The organism is Pseudomonas sp. LBUM1641 (assembly GCF_059716235.1).
This window is the reverse complement of record NZ_CP166815.1, coordinates 2,673,485-2,691,668: the sequence shown is the minus strand read 5'-3', so window position 1 is coordinate 2,691,668 and position 18,184 is coordinate 2,673,485. Positions and strand designations below refer to the sequence as shown.

13 protein-coding genes are annotated in these 18,184 nt (G+C 61.2%); 6 read left to right on the top strand and 7 right to left on the bottom strand.

The window, feature by feature from the left end; genetic code table 11:
• Positions 1 to 60 precede the first annotated feature (60 nt).
• From ACA046_RS12360 to ACA046_RS12350, 3 genes are all read right to left on the bottom strand, one after another.
• A complete protein-coding gene (locus tag ACA046_RS12360) occupies positions 61 to 987 on the bottom strand; it encodes a substrate-binding domain-containing protein (RefSeq protein WP_003215780.1) in 927 nt (308 codons plus the stop codon).
• Between the two features lie 985 nt (positions 988 to 1,972).
• Positions 1,973 to 3,415, bottom strand: a complete 1,443-nt coding sequence (locus ACA046_RS12355) for a mechanosensitive ion channel domain-containing protein (protein ID WP_459028017.1) — start codon at positions 3,413 to 3,415, stop codon at positions 1,973 to 1,975.
• Between the two features lie 63 nt (positions 3,416 to 3,478).
• Positions 3,479 to 4,345 (bottom strand): pirin family protein, encoded by an 867-nt coding sequence (locus tag ACA046_RS12350; protein WP_076015699.1) that lies wholly within the window; start codon positions 4,343 to 4,345, stop codon positions 3,479 to 3,481.
• Between the two features lie 198 nt (positions 4,346 to 4,543).
• On the opposite strand from ACA046_RS12350, the gene ACA046_RS12345 reads away from it, so the two are divergent.
• The 3 genes from ACA046_RS12345 (at position 4,544) to ACA046_RS12335 (ending at position 10,119) form a co-directional block, all read left to right on the top strand.
• Positions 4,544 to 5,650 carry an efflux RND transporter periplasmic adaptor subunit gene (locus tag ACA046_RS12345; protein WP_497676642.1) on the top strand — a complete coding sequence of 369 codons (1,107 nt, stop codon included), beginning with the start codon at positions 4,544 to 4,546 and terminating at the stop codon, positions 5,648 to 5,650.
• 2 nt (positions 5,651 to 5,652) lie between these two features.
• Entirely contained in the window at positions 5,653 to 8,724 is a 3,072-nt protein-coding gene (locus ACA046_RS12340) for an efflux RND transporter permease subunit (protein WP_497676641.1), read from the top strand.
• Between the two features lie 144 nt (positions 8,725 to 8,868).
• Complete coding sequence (locus tag ACA046_RS12335; protein WP_497674398.1) at positions 8,869 to 10,119, top strand: IS256 family transposase; 1,251 nt, start codon at positions 8,869 to 8,871, stop codon at positions 10,117 to 10,119.
• 113 nt (positions 10,120 to 10,232) lie between these two features.
• Here ACA046_RS12335 and ACA046_RS12330 read toward each other — a convergent pair whose 3' ends face one another.
• The 3 genes from ACA046_RS12330 to ACA046_RS12320 form a co-directional block, all read right to left on the bottom strand.
• Positions 10,233 to 11,462, bottom strand: a complete 1,230-nt coding sequence (locus tag ACA046_RS12330) for a M20/M25/M40 family metallo-hydrolase (RefSeq protein ID WP_497676640.1) — start codon at positions 11,460 to 11,462, stop codon at positions 10,233 to 10,235.
• A gap of 69 nt (positions 11,463 to 11,531) precedes the next feature.
• Complete coding sequence (locus ACA046_RS12325; RefSeq protein ID WP_459028009.1) at positions 11,532 to 12,590, bottom strand: diguanylate cyclase; 1,059 nt, start codon at positions 12,588 to 12,590, stop codon at positions 11,532 to 11,534.
• Positions 12,591 to 12,669: 79 nt separating this feature from the next.
• Positions 12,670 to 13,305 carry a LysE family translocator gene (locus ACA046_RS12320; RefSeq protein WP_497676639.1) on the bottom strand — a complete coding sequence of 212 codons (636 nt, stop codon included), beginning with the start codon at positions 13,303 to 13,305 and terminating at the stop codon, positions 12,670 to 12,672.
• 128 nt (positions 13,306 to 13,433) lie between these two features.
• On the opposite strand from ACA046_RS12320, the gene ACA046_RS12315 reads away from it, so the two are divergent.
• A complete protein-coding gene (locus ACA046_RS12315) occupies positions 13,434 to 14,837 on the top strand; it encodes an aminotransferase-like domain-containing protein (protein WP_497676638.1) in 1,404 nt (467 codons plus the stop codon).
• Between the two features lie 115 nt (positions 14,838 to 14,952).
• Here the strand turns inward: ACA046_RS12315 and ACA046_RS12310 are convergent, their stop codons facing one another.
• Positions 14,953 to 16,203, bottom strand: a complete 1,251-nt coding sequence (locus ACA046_RS12310; RefSeq protein WP_497674398.1) for an IS256 family transposase — start codon at positions 16,201 to 16,203, stop codon at positions 14,953 to 14,955.
• Between the two features lie 171 nt (positions 16,204 to 16,374).
• On the opposite strand from ACA046_RS12310, the gene ACA046_RS12305 reads away from it, so the two are divergent.
• Together ACA046_RS12305 and ACA046_RS12300 are read left to right on the top strand one after the other, a co-directional pair.
• Positions 16,375 to 17,052 carry a sterol desaturase family protein gene (locus ACA046_RS12305; protein ID WP_497676637.1) on the top strand — a complete coding sequence of 226 codons (678 nt, stop codon included), beginning with the start codon at positions 16,375 to 16,377 and terminating at the stop codon, positions 17,050 to 17,052.
• Positions 17,049 to 18,146 (top strand): SMP-30/gluconolactonase/LRE family protein, encoded by a 1,098-nt coding sequence (locus ACA046_RS12300; RefSeq protein ID WP_497676636.1) that lies wholly within the window; start codon positions 17,049 to 17,051, stop codon positions 18,144 to 18,146. The genes ACA046_RS12305 and ACA046_RS12300 overlap by 4 nt, the downstream gene beginning before the upstream one ends.
• Positions 18,147 to 18,184 lie beyond the last annotated feature (38 nt).

The window sequence follows — 18,184 nt, the reverse complement described above, 5'->3', positions numbered from 1 at the left end:
GCCGACCTCGCATTCAGATGGATGACCTGTGCCCCACGCCTGGCGTGGGGCCTGGGTGTTTTACCAACTGAAATCCTTGGCCTTGGCCTGGTCGATCAGGGTGATGTCCACCGGGATCGTGGCCGGTACTTGCGAGCCCCACTTCTTGGCCAGGGCGATGCCCAGGGCCAGGCGGATCTGGTCACGGGGGTATTGCGCGGAGGTGGCGATGAATTTGCTGCCGGGTTTCTGGATGGCCTTGATCGCTTCCGGTGCGCCGTCGACGCTCACCAGTTTGACGTCCAGGCCACTGGCTTCGATGGCCGAGAGTGCGCCGAGGGAGCCGTTGTCGTTGACGCTGAAAATGCCCTTGAGGGTGGGTTGGGCCTGCAGCATGTTTTCGGTGACGGTCAGCGCCTGGTCACGTTCCTGCTTGCCGTTCTGGATGCTCACGATCTTGATATCCGGGTGCTTGGCCACGGCCTCTTTGCAACCGCGTACGCGTTCCAGGATCGGTACTACGGCGATGCCGTCGAGGATGGCGATATTGCCCTTGTCACCGATGTTCTTGGCCAGGTATTCGCAGGCCTGGAAGCCGGCGTCGAAGTTTTTCGAGCCGACGAAGGAGTCCAGTGGGCCTTCGGCTTGGGCGTCGACGGCGACCACGACTACGCCGGCGGCGTGGGCGGATTTGACGGCTGATTGCACGCCGACCGAGTCGGTGGGGTTGATCAGCAGGATGTCGATGCCCTTTTGCAGCATGTCTTCGACGTCGCTGACCTGTTTGGACACGTCGTGGCGGGCGTCGGTGATGATCAACTGCGCACCGATGGTCGCCCCGGCTTCCTGCAGGGCGTCTTTCATGGTGACGAAGTAAGGGTTGTTGATTTCCTGGAAGGACGCGCCGATGCGGATGGGGGCGGGTTTGGTGTCGGCCAGTGCCAGGCCGGCGGTGCCAAGATTGATGCTCAGAGCCAACAAACACAGGGTTTTCGGAAGCATTTTCATGGTGGGGATCTCTGTTTTGTTTTTATTTTTAGAGCAAATGTTATCGTTAACATTTTGTAAGAAGCTAGCAAAGAAATTGGGGGGTCGCAAGGGGTGTTTGATCGGTGGTGGCGGGTGGGGGGGACATATCCGTTGCTGCGGTCAGGGCGGCTATTGGTTCCGCTCTTACAGCGGCTCACTTTTGAACAGCGCAAAAGTAAGCAAAACGCTCTTGCCCCACCACTCGGCTCCTCGCCTAGGCTCGGAGTGCCCTCAGCTCCGGCAGCACGAAGCGGGCCGCCGCGACGGGGCGTCCCTGCCCCGTCGCGGCTAAACCGGCGTCCTGCCGGTTTACCCGCTCCGTACTGCCTACGTTCGGCCAGCGTGGTTTAACGGGGCGCCTAAGATCAAGATCACAAGCAGATCAAGGGCACAGCGGCCTACAGGCCGGCTTGAGTGTGGTGGAGCAACAGCAACAGCAACAGCAACAGCAACAGCAACAGCAAGATCAGAAGCTAAAGTGGGCACGGTCCAAATGTGGGAGCGGGCTTGCTCGCGAAGGTCGTTAACGATGACGCGGGCATCCTGATTCAACGCGGCGGTCTCAGGTTTTTCGCGAGCAAGCTCGCTCCTACAGAAAAGCGGCTTTGCTTTTGCTTTTAACACTCAAGCCGGCCGGTAGGCCGCTGTGCTCTGCTTTTGATCTGCTTTTGATCTTGATCTGCGGGCCCCGTCAACCACGATGGCCGCAAGTAGGCACGGTGGAGCGGGTAAATCGGCAGGGAAGCCGATTTAGCCGCGCCGGGCCATGGATGGCCCGTCGCGGCGGCCCGCGGAGACGGGCCGGAGTGCGGGCATGCCGAGCCTAGGCGAGGCACCGAGTGGTGGGGCAAAGACCTTTTGGTTACTTTTGGCTGGGCCGGCATTCCGGGCGTTTGTCAAAAGTGACCCGCTGTAAGAGCGGAACCATAAGCCGCCGTTACCTAAATAACGGATATGTACCCCGTCAGCCCCGACTCCGCAGCCACTGCATAAACCCCTTCTTAACCGGTACCACAGGCGCCTCCTGCGTCAAACTCTGAGCCGCATGCAACCTGAAATCCAACAAACTCTTCATCGCCTCACTAATGTCATGCCGAGCATCCAGACAAGGCTTCAGATACTCCTTCTCAATCCGATACAACGTACAAAACGTCTTCGCCGAAAAGTCCGCAGGCACACCCTGCTCCGACAAAATCCCGGCCTCACCAATCACCTCCCCAGGCCCCATCCGCCCGGCTTCAAACTTGTGCCCCGCCTTGGTCAACATCACCGAGATCACCCCGGACTCAATGATAAACAGGTGATCACTCACCTCCCCCGCCGGCAAAATCATCTCCCCTGCGCGGAAGGTCTGCAGCGTCATGTTCTGGCTGAACGTCTCCTTCTCCTCCTGCCTCAACGTCGAGAAAATAGACGAGCTCTCCAACAACGCCCGAGCCCCAGAAACCGCCGCCGGCGCATTACTCTCGGCCGACGACAACAAACTCACCCCTGCCGCCTGCAAATGCCGAAACGCCAAATCATAAAGCTGGTTACGCACCTCACGCTTGAGCGCCATCGCCGGCACAAACCCACTGATCTCATACTCCACCCCACCACTGGCCGACGTCTTGAACGCCACACTCGGCGCCGGCTTGGCCAACAACGGCCGACACCCCTGCATCGCCCGCTCCAAAGCATCCAGCACGGTTTGCGGCCGCGCATGGGGGCTGACCTGCAGGCTGACCGACAAACCAAACATATCCGCCGGGCGCGAGAAGTTGATGATCTTGGCCTTGGCCGCCAACGAATTGGGCACCACCGCCAGGCTGCCCTGGGAGGTTTGCAGTTGAGTGGCGCGCCAGTCGATGTCGATCACCCGACCTTCGATGCCGTCGATGGAGATCCAGTCATCCAGTTGGTAGGGCTTGGTGGTGTTGAGGACAATGCCGGAAAACACGTCGCTCAAGGTGCTTTGCAACGCCAGGCCGACGATGATCGCCACCGCGCCGGAAGTGGCCAGCACGCCCTTGACCGGCAGGTCGAGCACGTAGGCCATGGCTGCGATGATCGCGATCAGGAAGATCACCGCGCCCACCAGGTCCTGCAACAGCCGCCCGGTGTGGCCGACCCGCTGCATCATCACCGCGCCGAGCAATACCGTGAGGGTGCGTGCCGCGAACAACCACCAGCCGATCTGAAACGCCGTCGCCGCCAGGTGCAGCGCCACGTTGTCGCCAAACGGCGCGACCTGCATCGGGTTCATGCCTTCGTTGAACAGCACGGCGCTGAACACCGCAAAGATCACCAGCCGCGCCGCCAGCTTCCAATTGGCGAAATCGGCAGAGATCAAGCGCCATACGGCAATGTCGATCAGCACCAGCGCCAACGCACAGAACATCGGGTGATCGGAAATAAATGAGGGCATCCAGGCGACTCCAGGGCGAATGCCATGAAGATCGCATGAAATGCCTTTGGAGGGTATAGCGCCCTAGCGCTGCATCTGCCCGAATTGCCCGGACTGATAGTCAGCAAACGCCTGGTGGATTTCCTGCTCGGTGTTCATCACAAACGGGCCGTGGCCGACGATGGGCTCGTCGATCGGTTCGCCGCTGAGCAACAACACCATGGCATCGTCGCTGGACTCGAGGCGCAGTTGCGTGCCGTCGCGCTCAAACAGCGCCAACTGCCCTTCCCGCGCCACGTCTGTCGCGTTGATCCGCACCGTGCCGCGCAATACCACCAGCGCGGTGTTGCGCCCGGCGTGCAGGTCCAGCGTCACCGAACGGCCGGCGTTGAGGCGCATGTCCCACACGTCGATCGGCGTGAAGGTACGGGCCGGGCCCTTGACCCCGTCGAACTCGCCCGCGATCAAGCGCAGGCTGCCGGCGTTGTCGGCCAGGGGCAGCGTCGGGATATCACCATCGAGGATGGTCTGGTAACCGGCATCGGTCATTTTGTCCTTGGCCGGCAGGTTGACCCACAACTGGACCATTTCCAGGGCGCCACCACTGCGGGCGAACGCTTCGGAGTGAAACTCCTCGTGAATGATGCCCTTGGCTGCAGTCATCCATTGCACATCGCCCGGGCCAATGGTGCCGCCGGCGCCGGTGGAATCGCGGTGCTCGACTTCGCCCTTGTAGACGATGGTCACGGTTTCAAAACCGCGATGGGGATGCTGGCCCACGCCACGACGTTGCTCGGTCGGGGTGAACGCCGCAGGACCGGCGTGATCCAGCAACAGGAACGGGCTGATCTGCTTGCCCATGGTGTCGTAGGAAAACAGGGTGCGAACCGGAAAGCCGTCGCCGACCCAATGGGCGCGCGGGCTGGTGTAGAGGCCGATGATCTTTTTCATGTGTGTCTCCAGTAATGGATACACCTTAAATCCGATACCAATTCAGCGCTAGACGGCAAAATCGGCCTGGATCGTCCTACCTATAGAACGGAAGTACGAGGGCTGGATTATTTTATATTTCGGCCATAATATGGCGTTAAATATTACGCACGTAATTTTTTATCACCCAACACGCTCACCCGCCCCACGGAGCCCGACATGAACCCTCTTCCCCTGCGTCTTCTCACGCCCCTGGCCCTGTTAGCGGTACTCAGCGGCTGTAACAACAAGGCCGACCCCGTCGCCGAAGCGCCCCTGCCCCGCCCGGTGCTCGCCGCCAAGGTCGAAGCCGCCGGCAGCCAGCAAAGCGCCTACACCGGCGTAGTGGCTGCACGCACGGAAAGTGACCTGGGATTCCGCGTCAGCGGCAAAGTGATCGAGCGCAAGGTGGATCCCGGCCAGCACGTCAGCCGTGGCGACACCTTGCTGGTGCTGGATATCGGCGACTTCGAACTGGCCCTGCGCTCGGCCAAAAACCGCGTCAATGCGGCCCAGGCGCAACTGCGTCAGCGCCGGGATGATGAATCCCGCTACCAGCGCCTGGCGAATACCGGCGCCGTGTCGCGGCAGATTTTCGACCAGTCCGCCACCAACCTGCGGGTGGCCGAAGCCGAACTGGCCTCCGCACAATCCGACGCCAGCCAGATCGAAAACCGCCGCACCTACTCAGTGCTGAAGGCCGATAGCGACGGCATCATCACTGACGTGCGTGTAGATCGCGGCCAAGTGGTGGCCGAGGGGCAAGTGGTTGCGCGCCTGGCCCACGACGGCGCCCGGGAAGCCATCGTCAACCTGCCGGAAAACCAGCGCGACCAGGCTTCGCAAAAAGCCCTGGCCTTCCCCTTCGGCGCCCCCGAACAGGCCGTGACCGCCACCTTGCGCGAGCTGTCCGCCAGCGCCGACCCGACCACCCGCACCTACCGTGCCCGCTATGTATTGCATGGCCCCGTCGACCGCTTCGCCCTCGGCTCGACCATCACCGTGCGCCTGCAAGGTAACGGCCAGGCCCAACAGACCCGCGTGCCTATCGGCGCATTGCAGGATGCCGGCAAGGGCACCGGTGTGTGGGTGATTGGCGCCGACGACAAAGTCAGCTTCGCCCCGGTCAACGTCGCCAGTCTCGGCCAGGAAGACGCCTTGCTGGACAGCGGCGTGAGCCCTGGCCAAGTGGTCGTCGCCCTTGGCGCTCATCTGCTGCACAGCGGTGACGCGGTACGCCTGTTGCCGGCCCAGGTATTGGCCCTCAACCGTCAGCAGGAACACTGATAATGCGCGGGATCAACCTCTCCGAGCTGGCGGTCAAACATCGCGCGGTCACGCTGTTCCTGATCATCGCGATCCTCGCCGCCGGGGTCTTTGCCTTTGGCAAACTGGGGCGCGCCGAAGACCCTTCGTTCACCGTCAAGGTCATGACCATCAACGCCGCCTGGCCCGGCGCCACCGCCCAGGAAATGCAGGAACAAGTGGCCGACCGCCTGGAAAAACGCCTGCAGGAGCTGGACTACTACGACCGCGTCGAAACCATCGCCCAGCCGGGTTTTGTCTCGATGCGCATGACGTACCTGGAGTCCACACGCCCCAGCGAGATCCAGGACCTGTTCTACCAGACCCGCAAGAAACTCAGCGACGAAGCCGCGAAGTTGCCCAAGGGCGTGATCGGGCCGTTCTTCAACGATGAATACTCCGACGTGTACTTTTCCCTGTACGCGCTGGAGGCCGAACACCTGCCACACCGGCAATTGGTACAGATGGCCGAGGACATGCGCCAAGGCCTGCTCAATCTGCCGGGGGTGAAGAAGGTCAATATTCTTGGCGAGCAGGCGCAGCGGATCTTTGTCGAGTTTTCCTATGAGCGCCTGGCCACGTTGGGCATCAAGCCCGAACAGATCTTCGCCGCCCTCGCCGCCCAGAACGCCGTAGCGCCTTCAGGCTTTGTCGAGACGGCCGGGGCACGCGCCTATACCCGCATCGATGGCGCTTTCGACAGCCTGGCGCTGATCGAAAACGTCCCGCTGGAAGCCAACGGCAAGCTGCTGCGCATCGCCGATGTGGCCACCGTCAGCCGGGGCTATGAAGACCCGCCCAGCTACCGCATCCGCCATCAGGGCGACCCGTCGCTGATGCTTGGCGTGATCATGGAGAAGCACTGGAACGGCCTGGAACTGGACAAGGCCCTCAAGGCCCAGGAAGCGAAAATCCAGGCCGACCTGCCCCTGGGGGTGAACTTTGCCAAGGTCTCCGACCAGGCGAAAAACATCAGCCTGGCGGTCAACGAGTTCATGCTGAAGTTCTTCGTTGCCCTGGCAGTGGTGATGATCATCAGCCTGCTGGCCCTGGGGTTCCGGGTCGGGCTGGTGGTGGCGGCCGCCGTGCCGCTGACCCTGTCGATCGTGTTTGTGATCATGCTGATGACCGGCCGCGAATTCGACCGGGTGACCCTGGGCGCGCTGATCATTTCCCTCGGCCTGCTGGTGGACGACGCGATCATTGCGATCGAGATGATGGTGGTCAAACTCGAAGAGGGTTTTGACCGGATTCATGCGGCCACGTTTGCCTGGAGCTCCACCGCCGCGCCGATGCTCACGGGCACGCTGGTGACGATTATCGGCTTCCTGCCGGTGGGTTTCGCCCGCTCGGGCGCCGGGGAATATGCCGGGAATATTTTCTGGATCGTCGGCTTTGCGCTGATTGCCTCGTGGCTGGTGGCGGTGGTGTTCACGCCGTACCTGGGGGTCAAGCTGCTGCCGCACATCCAGCCGGTTGCCGGCGGCCACGATGCGATTTATGCCGGGCGTTATTACCAGAAACTGCGCCGCCTGGTGGACGCTTGCGTGCGCAGATGCTGGCGGGTGACCGGGCTGGTGGTGGCGGCATTCGTGTTGTGTGGCCTGGGCATGGGCGTGGTGAAGAAGCAGTTCTTCCCCAACTCCGACCGTTCCGAGATGATTCTTGAGGTGTACATGCCGCCGGGCAGCGCCTTCAAAAGCACCGAAGCGGTAGCGGCGCAGGTGGAAAGAGCGCTGATGGAGGAGCCGCAAACCGTGATGGTCGACACCTACGTCGGCGGTGGTGCGCCGCGGTTTTTCCTGTCGCTGAACCCCGAGTTGCCAGACCCGGCCTTCGCCAAGCTGATCGTGCAGACCGCCGACGCCCACGCCCGGGACGCCCTGAAAAAACGCATGGATGAACGCATCGCGGCAGGCGAATTTCCATCGGCGCGGGTGCGGGTCACCCAGTTGGTGTTCGGCCCGCCGGTGCCGTTCCCGGTGGTGTTTCGCGTGTCCGGTCCCGACCTGAATGTGCTGCGCAGCCTGGCTGAAGACGTGCGCCAAGTAGTCGCCGCCAACACCCTCACCCGCGACAGCTTCCTCGACTGGGGCGAGCGCGCCAGCAGCTATCGCCTGGTGCTGGACCAGGACCGCCTGCGCCTGCTGGGCTTTACCCCCGACGGGGTGAAATCCCAACTCAATGCGTTGCTCAGCGGCAACCCGATCACCGAAGTACGCGAAGGCAATCGCACCGTTTCAGTGGTCGCCCGCTCCCAGGGCAGCCAGCGCGAAGACCTCGGCAACCTGGACAACATGACCCTGACCAACAGCGCCGGCGTGTCGGTGCCATTGGCCCAGGTCGGGCATTTCCAGGCGGTGATGGAAGAACCGATCCTCAAGCGCCGCAACCGTGCGCTGACCGTGGAAGTGCGCGCCGACATCGTCGACGGCACCCAGCCGCCGGATGTGGAAATGGCGGTGTACAAGGATTTGCAGCCCTTGATCGCCAAGCTGCCGGCCGGCTATCAAATCGTCATCGGCGGCCCGGTGGAAGAAAGCGCCAAGGCCAACGTCGCGCTGGCGGCGCTGTTCCCGATCATGATCCTGCTGACGTTGACCGTGATCATGTTCCAGGTGCGTTCGTTCGGGGTGATGTTCATGGTGTTCGCCACCGCGCCGTTGGGGCTGATCGGGGCGGTGCCGACGTTGCTGCTGTTCAACCAGCCGTTCGGGTTCAACGCGATATTGGGGCTGATCGGGATTGGCGGGATCTTGATGCGCAACACGCTGATCTTCACCGACCAGATTCGGCAGAACCAGGACCAGGGCATGGTGATTCGTGAAGCGATCATCGAGGCCACGGTGCGCCGGGCACGACCGGTGATCCTGACCGCGCTGGCGGCGGCGTTGGCGTTTATTCCGCTGACGTTGTCGGTGTTCTGGTCGTCGCTGGCGTATGTGTTGATTGGCGGGGTGCTGGTGGGGACGGTGTTGACGTTGCTGTTCTTGCCGGCGTTGTGCAGTTTGGTGTTGGGGCGGGAGAAGACGCGGGAAGTGGTTGCACTAAACTGATCCAACAAACGCCACAGAACCCATGTGGGAGCGGGCTTGCTCGCGAAAGACGGTGTATCAGTTAACGAGATGTTGACTGATCCACCGCTTTCGGGGGTGTCAGAAATTTTGTGTTCGGGCATACCATGAGCAAGAGGTGCATGTATGCCAACCAAAAAGAAACCACCGCTGCGTGAACTACCAAAAATCCCGAAAGAGCTGCTCGAGCAGTTCGCTGACGGCATGATGACCGCCGAGGCCATCGAAGACGCCTCAGCGGCTTTCAAGAAGGCTCTGATCGAGCGAGCCTTGAATGCCGAGCTCGGCCATCACCTGGGCTATCCGCCGGGCGCGCAGCGCCCAGAGGATGAAACCAACCAGCGTAATGGCAAAAGCGGCAAGACGGTTCTCACGGGCGATGGGCCGCTCCGGCTGGATATTCCGCGTGACCGGGACGGCAGTTTTTCGCCCATTCTGATCCCCAAGCACGAACGCCGTTACACCGGTTTCGATGACAAGATCATCGCTATGTACGCCCGCGGCATGACGGTCAGAGAGATCCGCGCGTTTCTCTCCGAGCAGTACGGTACGGACGTTTCGCCTGATTTCATCAGCTCGGTGACCGACGAGGTCATGGCTGAGATCGGCGCATGGCAACAGAGGCCCTTGGAGCCGATGTATCCGGTTATTTTCTTCGATGCCCTGCGGGTCAAAATCCGCGAAGAAGGACTGGTGCGTAATAAGGCGATCTACTTGGCACTGGGTGTTCTGCCTGACGGCACACGGGATATTCTCGGCATTTGGATCGAAAATACCGAGGGCGCCAAGTTCTGGATGAAGGTGTTCAACGACCTCAAAACACGCGGTATTGAAGATGTACTGATCGCCGTGACAGATGGACTCAAAGGCATGCCAGAAGCCCTTGGCGCTGTCTTTCCAGCGACGACACTGCAAACCTGCATTGTTCATCTGATCCGTAACAGCCTTGATTACGCAGCGTGGGATAAGCGTCGCGAACTGGCCAAGGCGCTCAAGCCGATCTACCAGGCGGTCACCGCCGAAGCGGCTGAACAGGCGCTGGACGCGTTTGAAACCGGGCCCTGGGGCAAGCAATACCCGACGGTAGTGGCTGCTTGGCGAAGGGCCTGGGATCGAGTCATTCCATTTTTCGTCTTCCCGCCAGCAATCCGAAAAGTGATCTACACCACCAACGCCATCGAGAGCATCAACGCTCAGCTACGAAAGATCATCAAGACTCGCGGCCACTTCCCGACCGACGATGCGGCAACCAAACTGATCTGGCTCGGGCTGCGAAATATCACTGCAAACTGGGGCTCGGCGGCCCATGACTGGAAAAGTGCGATGAATCAATTTGCGATTCTGTACGGAGATCGATTTATCAGGCCAACCTGGTAAAAGCACGGCCTGCCTGACGGCAGGCCGTTACCGGCCCGCACACAAAAAAACTGACAGTCCCCCGCTTTCGCGAGCAAGCCCGCTCCCACATTTAGAGGTGTGGCGTTTTTAAGTTAGCGCTTGGAAAGCTCCATAATCATCCGGCTCAGCAGGTAAATCCGCGGCGCCACACTCTCCACCTCGGCATATTCCTCTGGCGTATGAATATTGCCCCCGACAATCCCGAACCCGTCCAGGGTCGGCGTACCCACACCAGCCGACAAGCTGGCATCCGCCGCCCCGCCGCTGCCCTCAATGGTCAGCTTGCGCCCCAGTTCGCCATAAATCCCTTGGGCGATAGCCACCAGCTTGTCCGACTCCGGCGTCTGCGGCATCGGCGGCAGGCCACGGTGCAGGCTGGTGGTCACTTCAGTCTCGGGGATCAGCTTGTTGGCCGAGACTCGCGCCAGGTCTTTCTCGATCCGGTCAAACTCTTCCGGCAACGCCGCCCGGACGTCCGCCTTGGCGGTGGCCTGGTCCGGGATCACGTTGACCCGGTCGCCGGCGTTGATCACGGTGAAGTTGATGGTGGTTTTCTTCTCGGCATCCCCCAGCTTGCCCAGTTGCAAGATCTGGTGCGCCGCTTCCATCGCGGCATTGCGGCCCAGTTCCGGAGCGACGCCGGCGTGGGCGGCCTTGCCCTTGACCTCGACCACCGCAGTGGCGCTGCCTTTGCGCCACACCACCAGGCCATCCGCCGGGCGACCCGGTTCCAGGTTGAGGGTCACATCGTGGCCCTTGGCGGTGTTGCGGATCAGCTCGGAAGCGCCATCGGTGCCGGTTTCTTCGCTGGCGTCCAGCAGGAAAGTGATTTGCGCGTAGTCCTTGAAGCCCTGGTTTTTCAGGACTTTCAAGGCGTAGATGCCGGCGACGATGCCGCCCTTGTCATCCATCACGCCGGGGCCATAGGCACGACCGTCCTTGATGTGGAAAGGCCGGGCGGCCGCCGAACCTTCCTTGAACACCGTGTCCATGTGGGCCATCAGCAGGATCTTGGCCTTGCCGGTGCCTTTAAGGGTGGCGATGACATGGCTGTTATGGGCCGCAGCATCCGGCACCAACTGGATGCTGAAACCCAATTGCTTGAGCTCGTCGACAGCGATGTCACGCACTTGGGTCAGGCCCGGCTCGTAGCCGGAGCCTGAATCAATATTCACCAGGCGCTCCAACAGTTTCAAGGCATCGGCCTTGTACTGCTCGGAATCGGCCTGAATCTGTTTGTGGGGCTCGGCGCTGAAGGCCGGCATGGCGAACGACAGCGCCAGGGTGGCTGCCAGCAAGGTACGCGGGAAGTTGAAGAGCATGAACCGATCCTTGTTTTTTGTTGGGAGGTAGCGCTCCACCCTACCTGACAAAAAACAATTTGTTGATCCTCAGATCGACCTCAGCCAACTTCCCTGCACCGAACTGACCCGGTTGCGCCCGCTGCTTTTGGCCTCGTACAGCGCCTGGTCGGCGTCGTTCAGCCAACTGGTGGCGTCGCCGTGAGCCGGTCGATACGGCGCCAGGCCGATGCTCAGGCTGGCGCGCAAGGTCGGGTCCTGTGCGTAGGCCAGGGAGTTGAAGCGGTCGCGCAGGGCATCCATCACTTCGGTGGCGCGGTTCAGGGGCATGTCCGGCAGGATCACGCAGAACTCATCGCCGCCATAACGCCCGGCCAGGTCGGTGGCCCGCAGGTTCTGGCGCAGCACTTTGCTCAATTGGCGCAGCACGATATCGCCGGTGACATGGCCGTAGGTGTCGTTGATGGTCTTGAAGTGATCGATGTCGATCAGCGCGATGGCGGCGCCCTGCTGGTCGCGGCGACAGCGCTGGAACTCGATTTCCAGGTGATCTTTCCAGGCGCCGTGGTTGAGCAGGCCCGACAGGCTGTCGGTGCGGCTCAGGGCCAACAACTCGCGTTTGTGCCGGGCCAGGGTGATCGCTTGCCGGTAGCAGATCCAACCCAGGGCCAGGGGATAGAGCATCAGGATCGGCAGGCAGGCGTAGAGCTGCACTTCGCTGGTCAGGGCCGTCACTGCCGGGGTGAACACCAGCAGCGAGGCGCCGATACCCAGCGCCTGGGCCACCCAGCCGGCGAGCATGAAGCGCGGGCCGCCGATGGCGACGTTGTTCATGGTCATCATCGACAAGGTGGTCACGCTGGGCAGCGGGTTGAACTGCATGGCGCCGACCCAGAACCCGCCACAGAACGAGTCGAGCAACAAGTTGCGGTGTTCCGCGCGCAGGGAGTTTTTCGAATGCCGTGACCATTGGTACGCCACATGTGGCCAGATAAAGGCATTGGCGATCATCACCCCCCAGACCCAAGTGGGTTTATCCAGCGGGTAGATGGCGGCGGCCACGCAGACAAACCCGAGGGTCAATCCCAGGGCGCGCGACTTGTACAGGCGTGAAGCGAGCGAAAGTCCCTTTCCTCCTGCGGCTGGCATGATCTGGCTTGATCCTGGATGAATGCCCGAAGTCTATCAGGGCAACGGCAGATCGCCACTACCACTCATAAGCTGGCCTTCAGTTGGAAAAGCCCCGGGCTAGCATCAACGCGACTCCCAGCAACAGCACCGCCGTGGCCCGTTGCAACAGCACCCGGCGCTTGGGATTTTCCAGCACGTGCTTGATGCGCTGGCCGAAGTAGCAATACAGGCAGCCGCTGGCAAATTGCAGCAACAGGAAAGTCAGGCCGAGGATGGCGATGTCGGCGGCCGCACTGCCCTGGCCGATGGCGGCGAACTGCGGGAATACGGCGCTGAACAGGATGATCGCCTTGGGGTTCGACACGCCGGTGAGCAAGCCTTTACCGAACAGGCTGCGGGCATTTTCCGGGGTTGCGTCGTGGGCAGTGATCGTCACCCCGCTGCTGGTCCATTGCTTGTAGGCCAGGTAAAGGATGTAGGCGACGCCCACCACCTGGATGATCCGGGTGATCAGCGGGTAGTCCTTGATCAGTTCGGAAAAGCCCACGGCAAAGATCAGGATCGAGACCAGATAGGAAACACTCGCCCCGAACTGTGCCGGCAAAGAGCGGCGCAGGCCGTCTTTCAAGCCGAGGCTGAGCAACAACAAGGTCATGGGTCCGGGGCTGAACGCCAGGGTGGTGCACAACAGCAGGAAATACAAAAACGAAGACAGCGTCAGCGCGGTGGCCATGGCGTGGGGTTCACAGCAGGAAAGAAGGTTGCAGTCTAGGGCGCACGGCGTGCCACAGGCAGGTAAACTCTGCGGAAATAAGCGCAGACTTTACCGGTAAAGTTGGCGGCAAACTTAAGGACAGTGCGATGCCCATTCCTGCGATTCACTTTCATGACCGAGCGCCGAAGGTGCAGCAGATCGTCGATGCCCTGGCCCATGCGATTGAGCAAGGCGAGCTGGCGGCCGGCAGCAAACTGCCGTCGGTGCGTGAGTTGGGGGCCTTGCTGGGCGTCGGAAAATTCACCGTAAATGAAGCGCTGGATCGCCTGCGCGGGCGCCACCTGCTGACCTCCAGCCAGGGTCGCGGGCACTTTGTCGCCAGCAGCCTGGCGCAACCGTCGTCCAGCACCTGGGTCGACTTGCTGCCCCAGGACCTGCTCAGCGTACTGCGCCGCCCCCTGGCCATGGCGCAAGGCGACCTGCGCCCCGGCGGCGGCCACCTGCCGGAAGACTGGCTGGATTCCGACGTGTTGCGCCAAGCCATGCGCAGTGCTGTGCGTGCTCCCACGTTGCGCATCGCCGGGCTGGGCACCCCGGCGGGCCTGCTGCCGTTGCGCCAGGCGTTGCAGCAGAAACTGCACGGTGAAGGGTTGTCGGTGCCGGTGGAGCAGATCATCACCACGCCCAACACCGTGCAAGGCCTGGACATGCTCATGCGCCTGCTGGCGCGGCCCGGGGATACGGTGTTGCTGGATGCGCCGTGTTATTTCAACTTCCACGCGAACCTGGCATTACATGGGGTCAAGGTGGTGACGATAACGCGCCGGCCCGACGGGTTTGATTTTGTCGCGCTTGAGCAGTTGCTCGCGGAGCATCGTCCCAGCTTGTACCTGACCACCAGTGTGTTGCATAACCCGACCGGGCATTCGTTTAGTCCGAGCCAGGCGTTTCGGTTGTTGCAGCTGGCCCGGGAGTATCGCTGCCATATCGTTGAAGATGATCTTTACGGGGACTTGCACCCTAACCCGCCGCCGCGTTTGGCGACGTTGGCGGGGTTGGAGCAGGTGACGTATCTGTCGGGGTTTTCGAAGGTGCTGACGGCGAATGCGCGGGTCAGTTATGTGGTGGCGGCGCCGCAGTTGGCGGCGAATCTGACCAATATGAAGTTGATGAGCGGTGGGATTACGTCGGAGTTGTTTGAGCAGATTGTGTATCGGCTGTTGAGTGAGGGTGGGTATGCCAGGCATCGCAAGCGCATGGTTCAGCGGCTGCTGGAGGCTGGGGGGCGGGTTGAGCAGTGGCTGCGGCGTTGTGGGTGTGAGTTGCCGATGGGGTTTGAGGGGGGGATGTTTATCTGGGCGCGGTTGCCGGCGGGGGTTAATGGTGAGCGGTTGGCAGAGGCCGGGTTGAAACGCGGGATGGTGTTGGCGCCGGGGGCGTTGTTTGGGTATGAGCCGGGGTTGCGGGATTTTATGCGGTTTAATGTGGCGCATTGTGATCAGGCGCGGGTTCAGGTTGAGTTTGAGGGGTTGTTGCTGTCGCAGGTGTAGGCTGGGTTTGGGGTGTATATCCGTTATTTGGGTAACGGCGGCTTATGGTTCCGCGGGACTGTCAGTTTTTTTGTGTGCGGGCCGGTAACGGCCTGCCGTCAGGCAGGCCGTGCTTTTACCAGGTTGGCCTGATAAATCGATCTCCGTACAGAATCGCAAATTGATTCATCGCACTTTTCCAGTCATGGGCCGCCGAGCCCCAGTTTGCAGTGATATTTCGCAGCCCGAGCCAGATCAGTTTGGTTGCCGCATCGTCGGTCGGGAAGTGGCCGCGAGTCTTGATGATCTTTCGTAGCTGAGCGTTGATGCTCTCGATGGCGTTGGTGGTGTAGATCACTTTTCGGATTGCTGGCGGGAAGACGAAAAATGGAATGACTCGATCCCAGGCCCTTCGCCAAGCAGCCACTACCGTCGGGTATTGCTTGCCCCAGGGCCCGGTTTCAAACGCGTCCAGCGCCTGTTCAGCCGCTTCGGCGGTGACCGCCTGGTAGATCGGCTTGAGCGCCTTGGCCAGTTCGCGACGCTTATCCCACGCTGCGTAATCAAGGCTGTTACGGATCAGATGAACAATGCAGGTTTGCAGTGTCGTCGCTGGAAAGACAGCGCCAAGGGCTTCTGGCATGCCTTTGAGTCCATCTGTCACGGCGATCAGTACATCTTCAATACCGCGTGTTTTGAGGTCGTTGAACACCTTCATCCAGAACTTGGCGCCCTCGGTATTTTCGATCCAAATGCCGAGAATATCCCGTGTGCCGTCAGGCAGAACACCCAGTGCCAAGTAGATCGCCTTATTACGCACCAGTCCTTCTTCGCGGATTTTGACCCGCAGGGCATCGAAGAAAATAACCGGATACATCGGCTCCAAGGGCCTCTGTTGCCATGCGCCGATCTCAGCCATGACCTCGTCGGTCACCGAGCTGATGAAATCAGGCGAAACGTCCGTACCGTACTGCTCGGAGAGAAACGCGCGGATCTCTCTGACCGTCATGCCGCGGGCGTACATAGCGATGATCTTGTCATCGAAACCGGTGTAACGGCGTTCGTGCTTGGGGATCAGAATGGGCGAAAAACTGCCGTCCCGGTCACGCGGAATATCCAGCCGGAGCGGCCCATCGCCCGTGAGAACCGTCTTGCCGCTTTTGCCATTACGCTGGTTGGTTTCATCCTCTGGGCGCTGCGCGCCCGGCGGATAGCCCAGGTGATGGCCGAGCTCGGCATTCAAGGCTCGCTCGATCAGAGCCTTCTTGAAAGCCGCTGAGGCGTCTTCGATGGCCTCGGCGGTCATCATGCCGTCAGCGAACTGCTCGAGCAGCTCTTTCGGGATTTTTGGTAGTTCACGCAGCGGTGGTTTCTTTTTGGTTGGCATACATGCACCTCTTGCTCATGGTATGCCCGAACACAAAATTTCTGACACCCCCTAAGCGGCCGTTACCGAAGAAACGGATATGTACACAGGAATCCCCCCCGCGAAGCCAAGCAATCCCCCCAATCCCAACTAAGCTCACCCCCCAACAAAAACAACCCCGAGCGCCCCCCAATGACCCACCCCACCGAGGCCTTCCGCGCCGCCTACCGCGCAAGCATCACCCCCCACTACAACCCATGGCTCCACGCCGGTTTCGTCCTCGGCTACGGCCTGCTCTGCATCACCCTCTTCTGGTCAACCACCCAAAAAATCCAACCCCTGGAATGGCTGACCATCCCCCTCACCCTGATCTTCTTCAACCTGTGCATCTACCTCGTCCACCGCCATCTGGGCCACCACAAACACCCCTTCGCCCGCCTGTTCTACGCCCGCCACACCGGCGACCACCACAGTTTCTTCACCCCAGGCCACATGACCTACGACAGTCCGCGAGACTGGCGCGTCATCCTGTTCCCCGCCTGGCTCATCCTGCTCCACAGCCTGGTCATCACCCTGCCCGCCTGGTGGCTGCTCAAACACCTCAACCCCAACATCGCCGGCCTGTTCGCCGGCTGCATGATCCTCGGCTACCTGCTCTATGAATTCTTCCACGCCTGCGAACACCTGCCCCCCGACCACCCCGTGGCCCGCCTGCCGTGGATCCGCCAGATGCATCACCTGCACGCCCTGCATCACCGCCGCGAACTCATGCAAGGACGCAATTTCAATATCGTTCTTCCGCTGATGGACTACCTGTTCGGCACCCTGCATTGGGAACCCATCCACACCGACAACCAGGAGTCGTCATGAGCGCCCGCCCAAGGAAAGTTCATCACGTCGCCCTGCTGATCCTGATCGCCATCGTCGCCTTCCTGCTGCTGATGCCCACCAGGGTTCAACCGGTCAACTGGTCGCCGCCCAAGGCGCCGTCCATGAAGGACGGGCCCTACGCCAAAAACCAACGCCTCAAGGCTGTAAAAAGAACCGGCGCCCAGGACATTGCCGGGCCAGAAGCTCTGTTGCTGGATGCCAAAGGTTTTCTCATCACCGGACTGCATGACGGGCGCATCATCCGCACCGCGCCCGAAAGCCATATCCTCGAAGAACTCACCAACACCCATGGCCGCCCGCTGGGCCTGGCCCTGCACCCTGACGGGCGCCTGATCATTGCCGACGCAATCAAGGGCCTGCTTGCCCTCGACAGCCAGCACAACCTCACGACCCTCGCCACCAGCGCTGCCGGCCTGCCGTTTGGCTTTACCGATGACGTCACCATTGACGCTGCCGGGCGTTATGCCTACTTCAGCGATGCGTCCAGCCGCTGGGGTTACGGGGAAGACGGCGAGGCGGTGATCGAGCACGGCGGCGATGGCCGGTTGCTGCGTTATGACTTCAGCAACGGCCACACCGATGTGCTGCTGGACCAGTTGCAGTTCGCCAATGGCGTGGCCCTGGGGCCCAACGAAGAGTATGTGCTGGTCAACGAAACCGGCGCCTACCGCATCAGTCGCTACTGGCTCAAGGGTGACAAGGCTGGCGTCCACGACCTGTTTATCGACAACTTGCCGGGCCTGCCAGACAACCTCAGCTTCAACGGCCAGGACCGTTTCTGGGTGGCCTTGTATTCACCACGCAACCCGTTGCTCGACGGTTTTGCCGGCTACCCGCTGATGCGCAAGATCATGGTGCGGGCTTTGATCGTGGTGCCCAAGCCCATCGAGCGTAAGGCCTTTGTGCTGGGGCTGGATGTGAACGGCAAGGTGATCGCCAACCTGCAGGACGGCAGCAGCGGTAATTACTCGCCCATCACCACCGCCCGCGAGTATGGCGACTGGCTCTACCTGGGCTCGCTGACCAACACAGGCATGGCACGCTTGCCACTCAAGCAGGCATTGGCGCAATAACGCAAAAAGGGGCAGCCCTTGCGGACTGCCCCTTGCCT

Coding starts and splice junctions, on each gene's coding strand:
- ACA046_RS12325 (WP_459028009.1), bottom strand. CDS start 12,590: ATGCCAGCCGCAGGAGGAAAGGGACTTTCGCTCGCTTCACGCCTGTAC.
- ACA046_RS12355 (WP_459028017.1), bottom strand. CDS start 3,415: ATGCCCTCATTTATTTCCGATCACCCGATGTTCTGTGCGTTGGCGCTG.
- ACA046_RS12360 (WP_003215780.1), bottom strand. CDS start 987: ATGAAAATGCTTCCGAAAACCCTGTGTTTGTTGGCTCTGAGCATCAAT.
- ACA046_RS12300 (WP_497676636.1), top strand. CDS start 17,049: ATGAGCGCCCGCCCAAGGAAAGTTCATCACGTCGCCCTGCTGATCCTG.
- ACA046_RS12305 (WP_497676637.1), top strand. CDS start 16,375: ATGACCCACCCCACCGAGGCCTTCCGCGCCGCCTACCGCGCAAGCATC.
- ACA046_RS12320 (WP_497676639.1), bottom strand. CDS start 13,305: ATGGCCACCGCGCTGACGCTGTCTTCGTTTTTGTATTTCCTGCTGTTG.
- ACA046_RS12350 (WP_076015699.1), bottom strand. CDS start 4,345: ATGAAAAAGATCATCGGCCTCTACACCAGCCCGCGCGCCCATTGGGTC.
- ACA046_RS12330 (WP_497676640.1), bottom strand. CDS start 11,462: ATGCTCTTCAACTTCCCGCGTACCTTGCTGGCAGCCACCCTGGCGCTG.
- ACA046_RS12315 (WP_497676638.1), top strand. CDS start 13,434: ATGCCCATTCCTGCGATTCACTTTCATGACCGAGCGCCGAAGGTGCAG.
- ACA046_RS12340 (WP_497676641.1), top strand. CDS start 5,653: ATGCGCGGGATCAACCTCTCCGAGCTGGCGGTCAAACATCGCGCGGTC.
- ACA046_RS12335 (WP_497674398.1), top strand. CDS start 8,869: ATGCCAACCAAAAAGAAACCACCGCTGCGTGAACTACCAAAAATCCCG.
- ACA046_RS12310 (WP_497674398.1), bottom strand. CDS start 16,203: ATGCCAACCAAAAAGAAACCACCGCTGCGTGAACTACCAAAAATCCCG.
- ACA046_RS12345 (WP_497676642.1), top strand. CDS start 4,544: ATGAACCCTCTTCCCCTGCGTCTTCTCACGCCCCTGGCCCTGTTAGCG.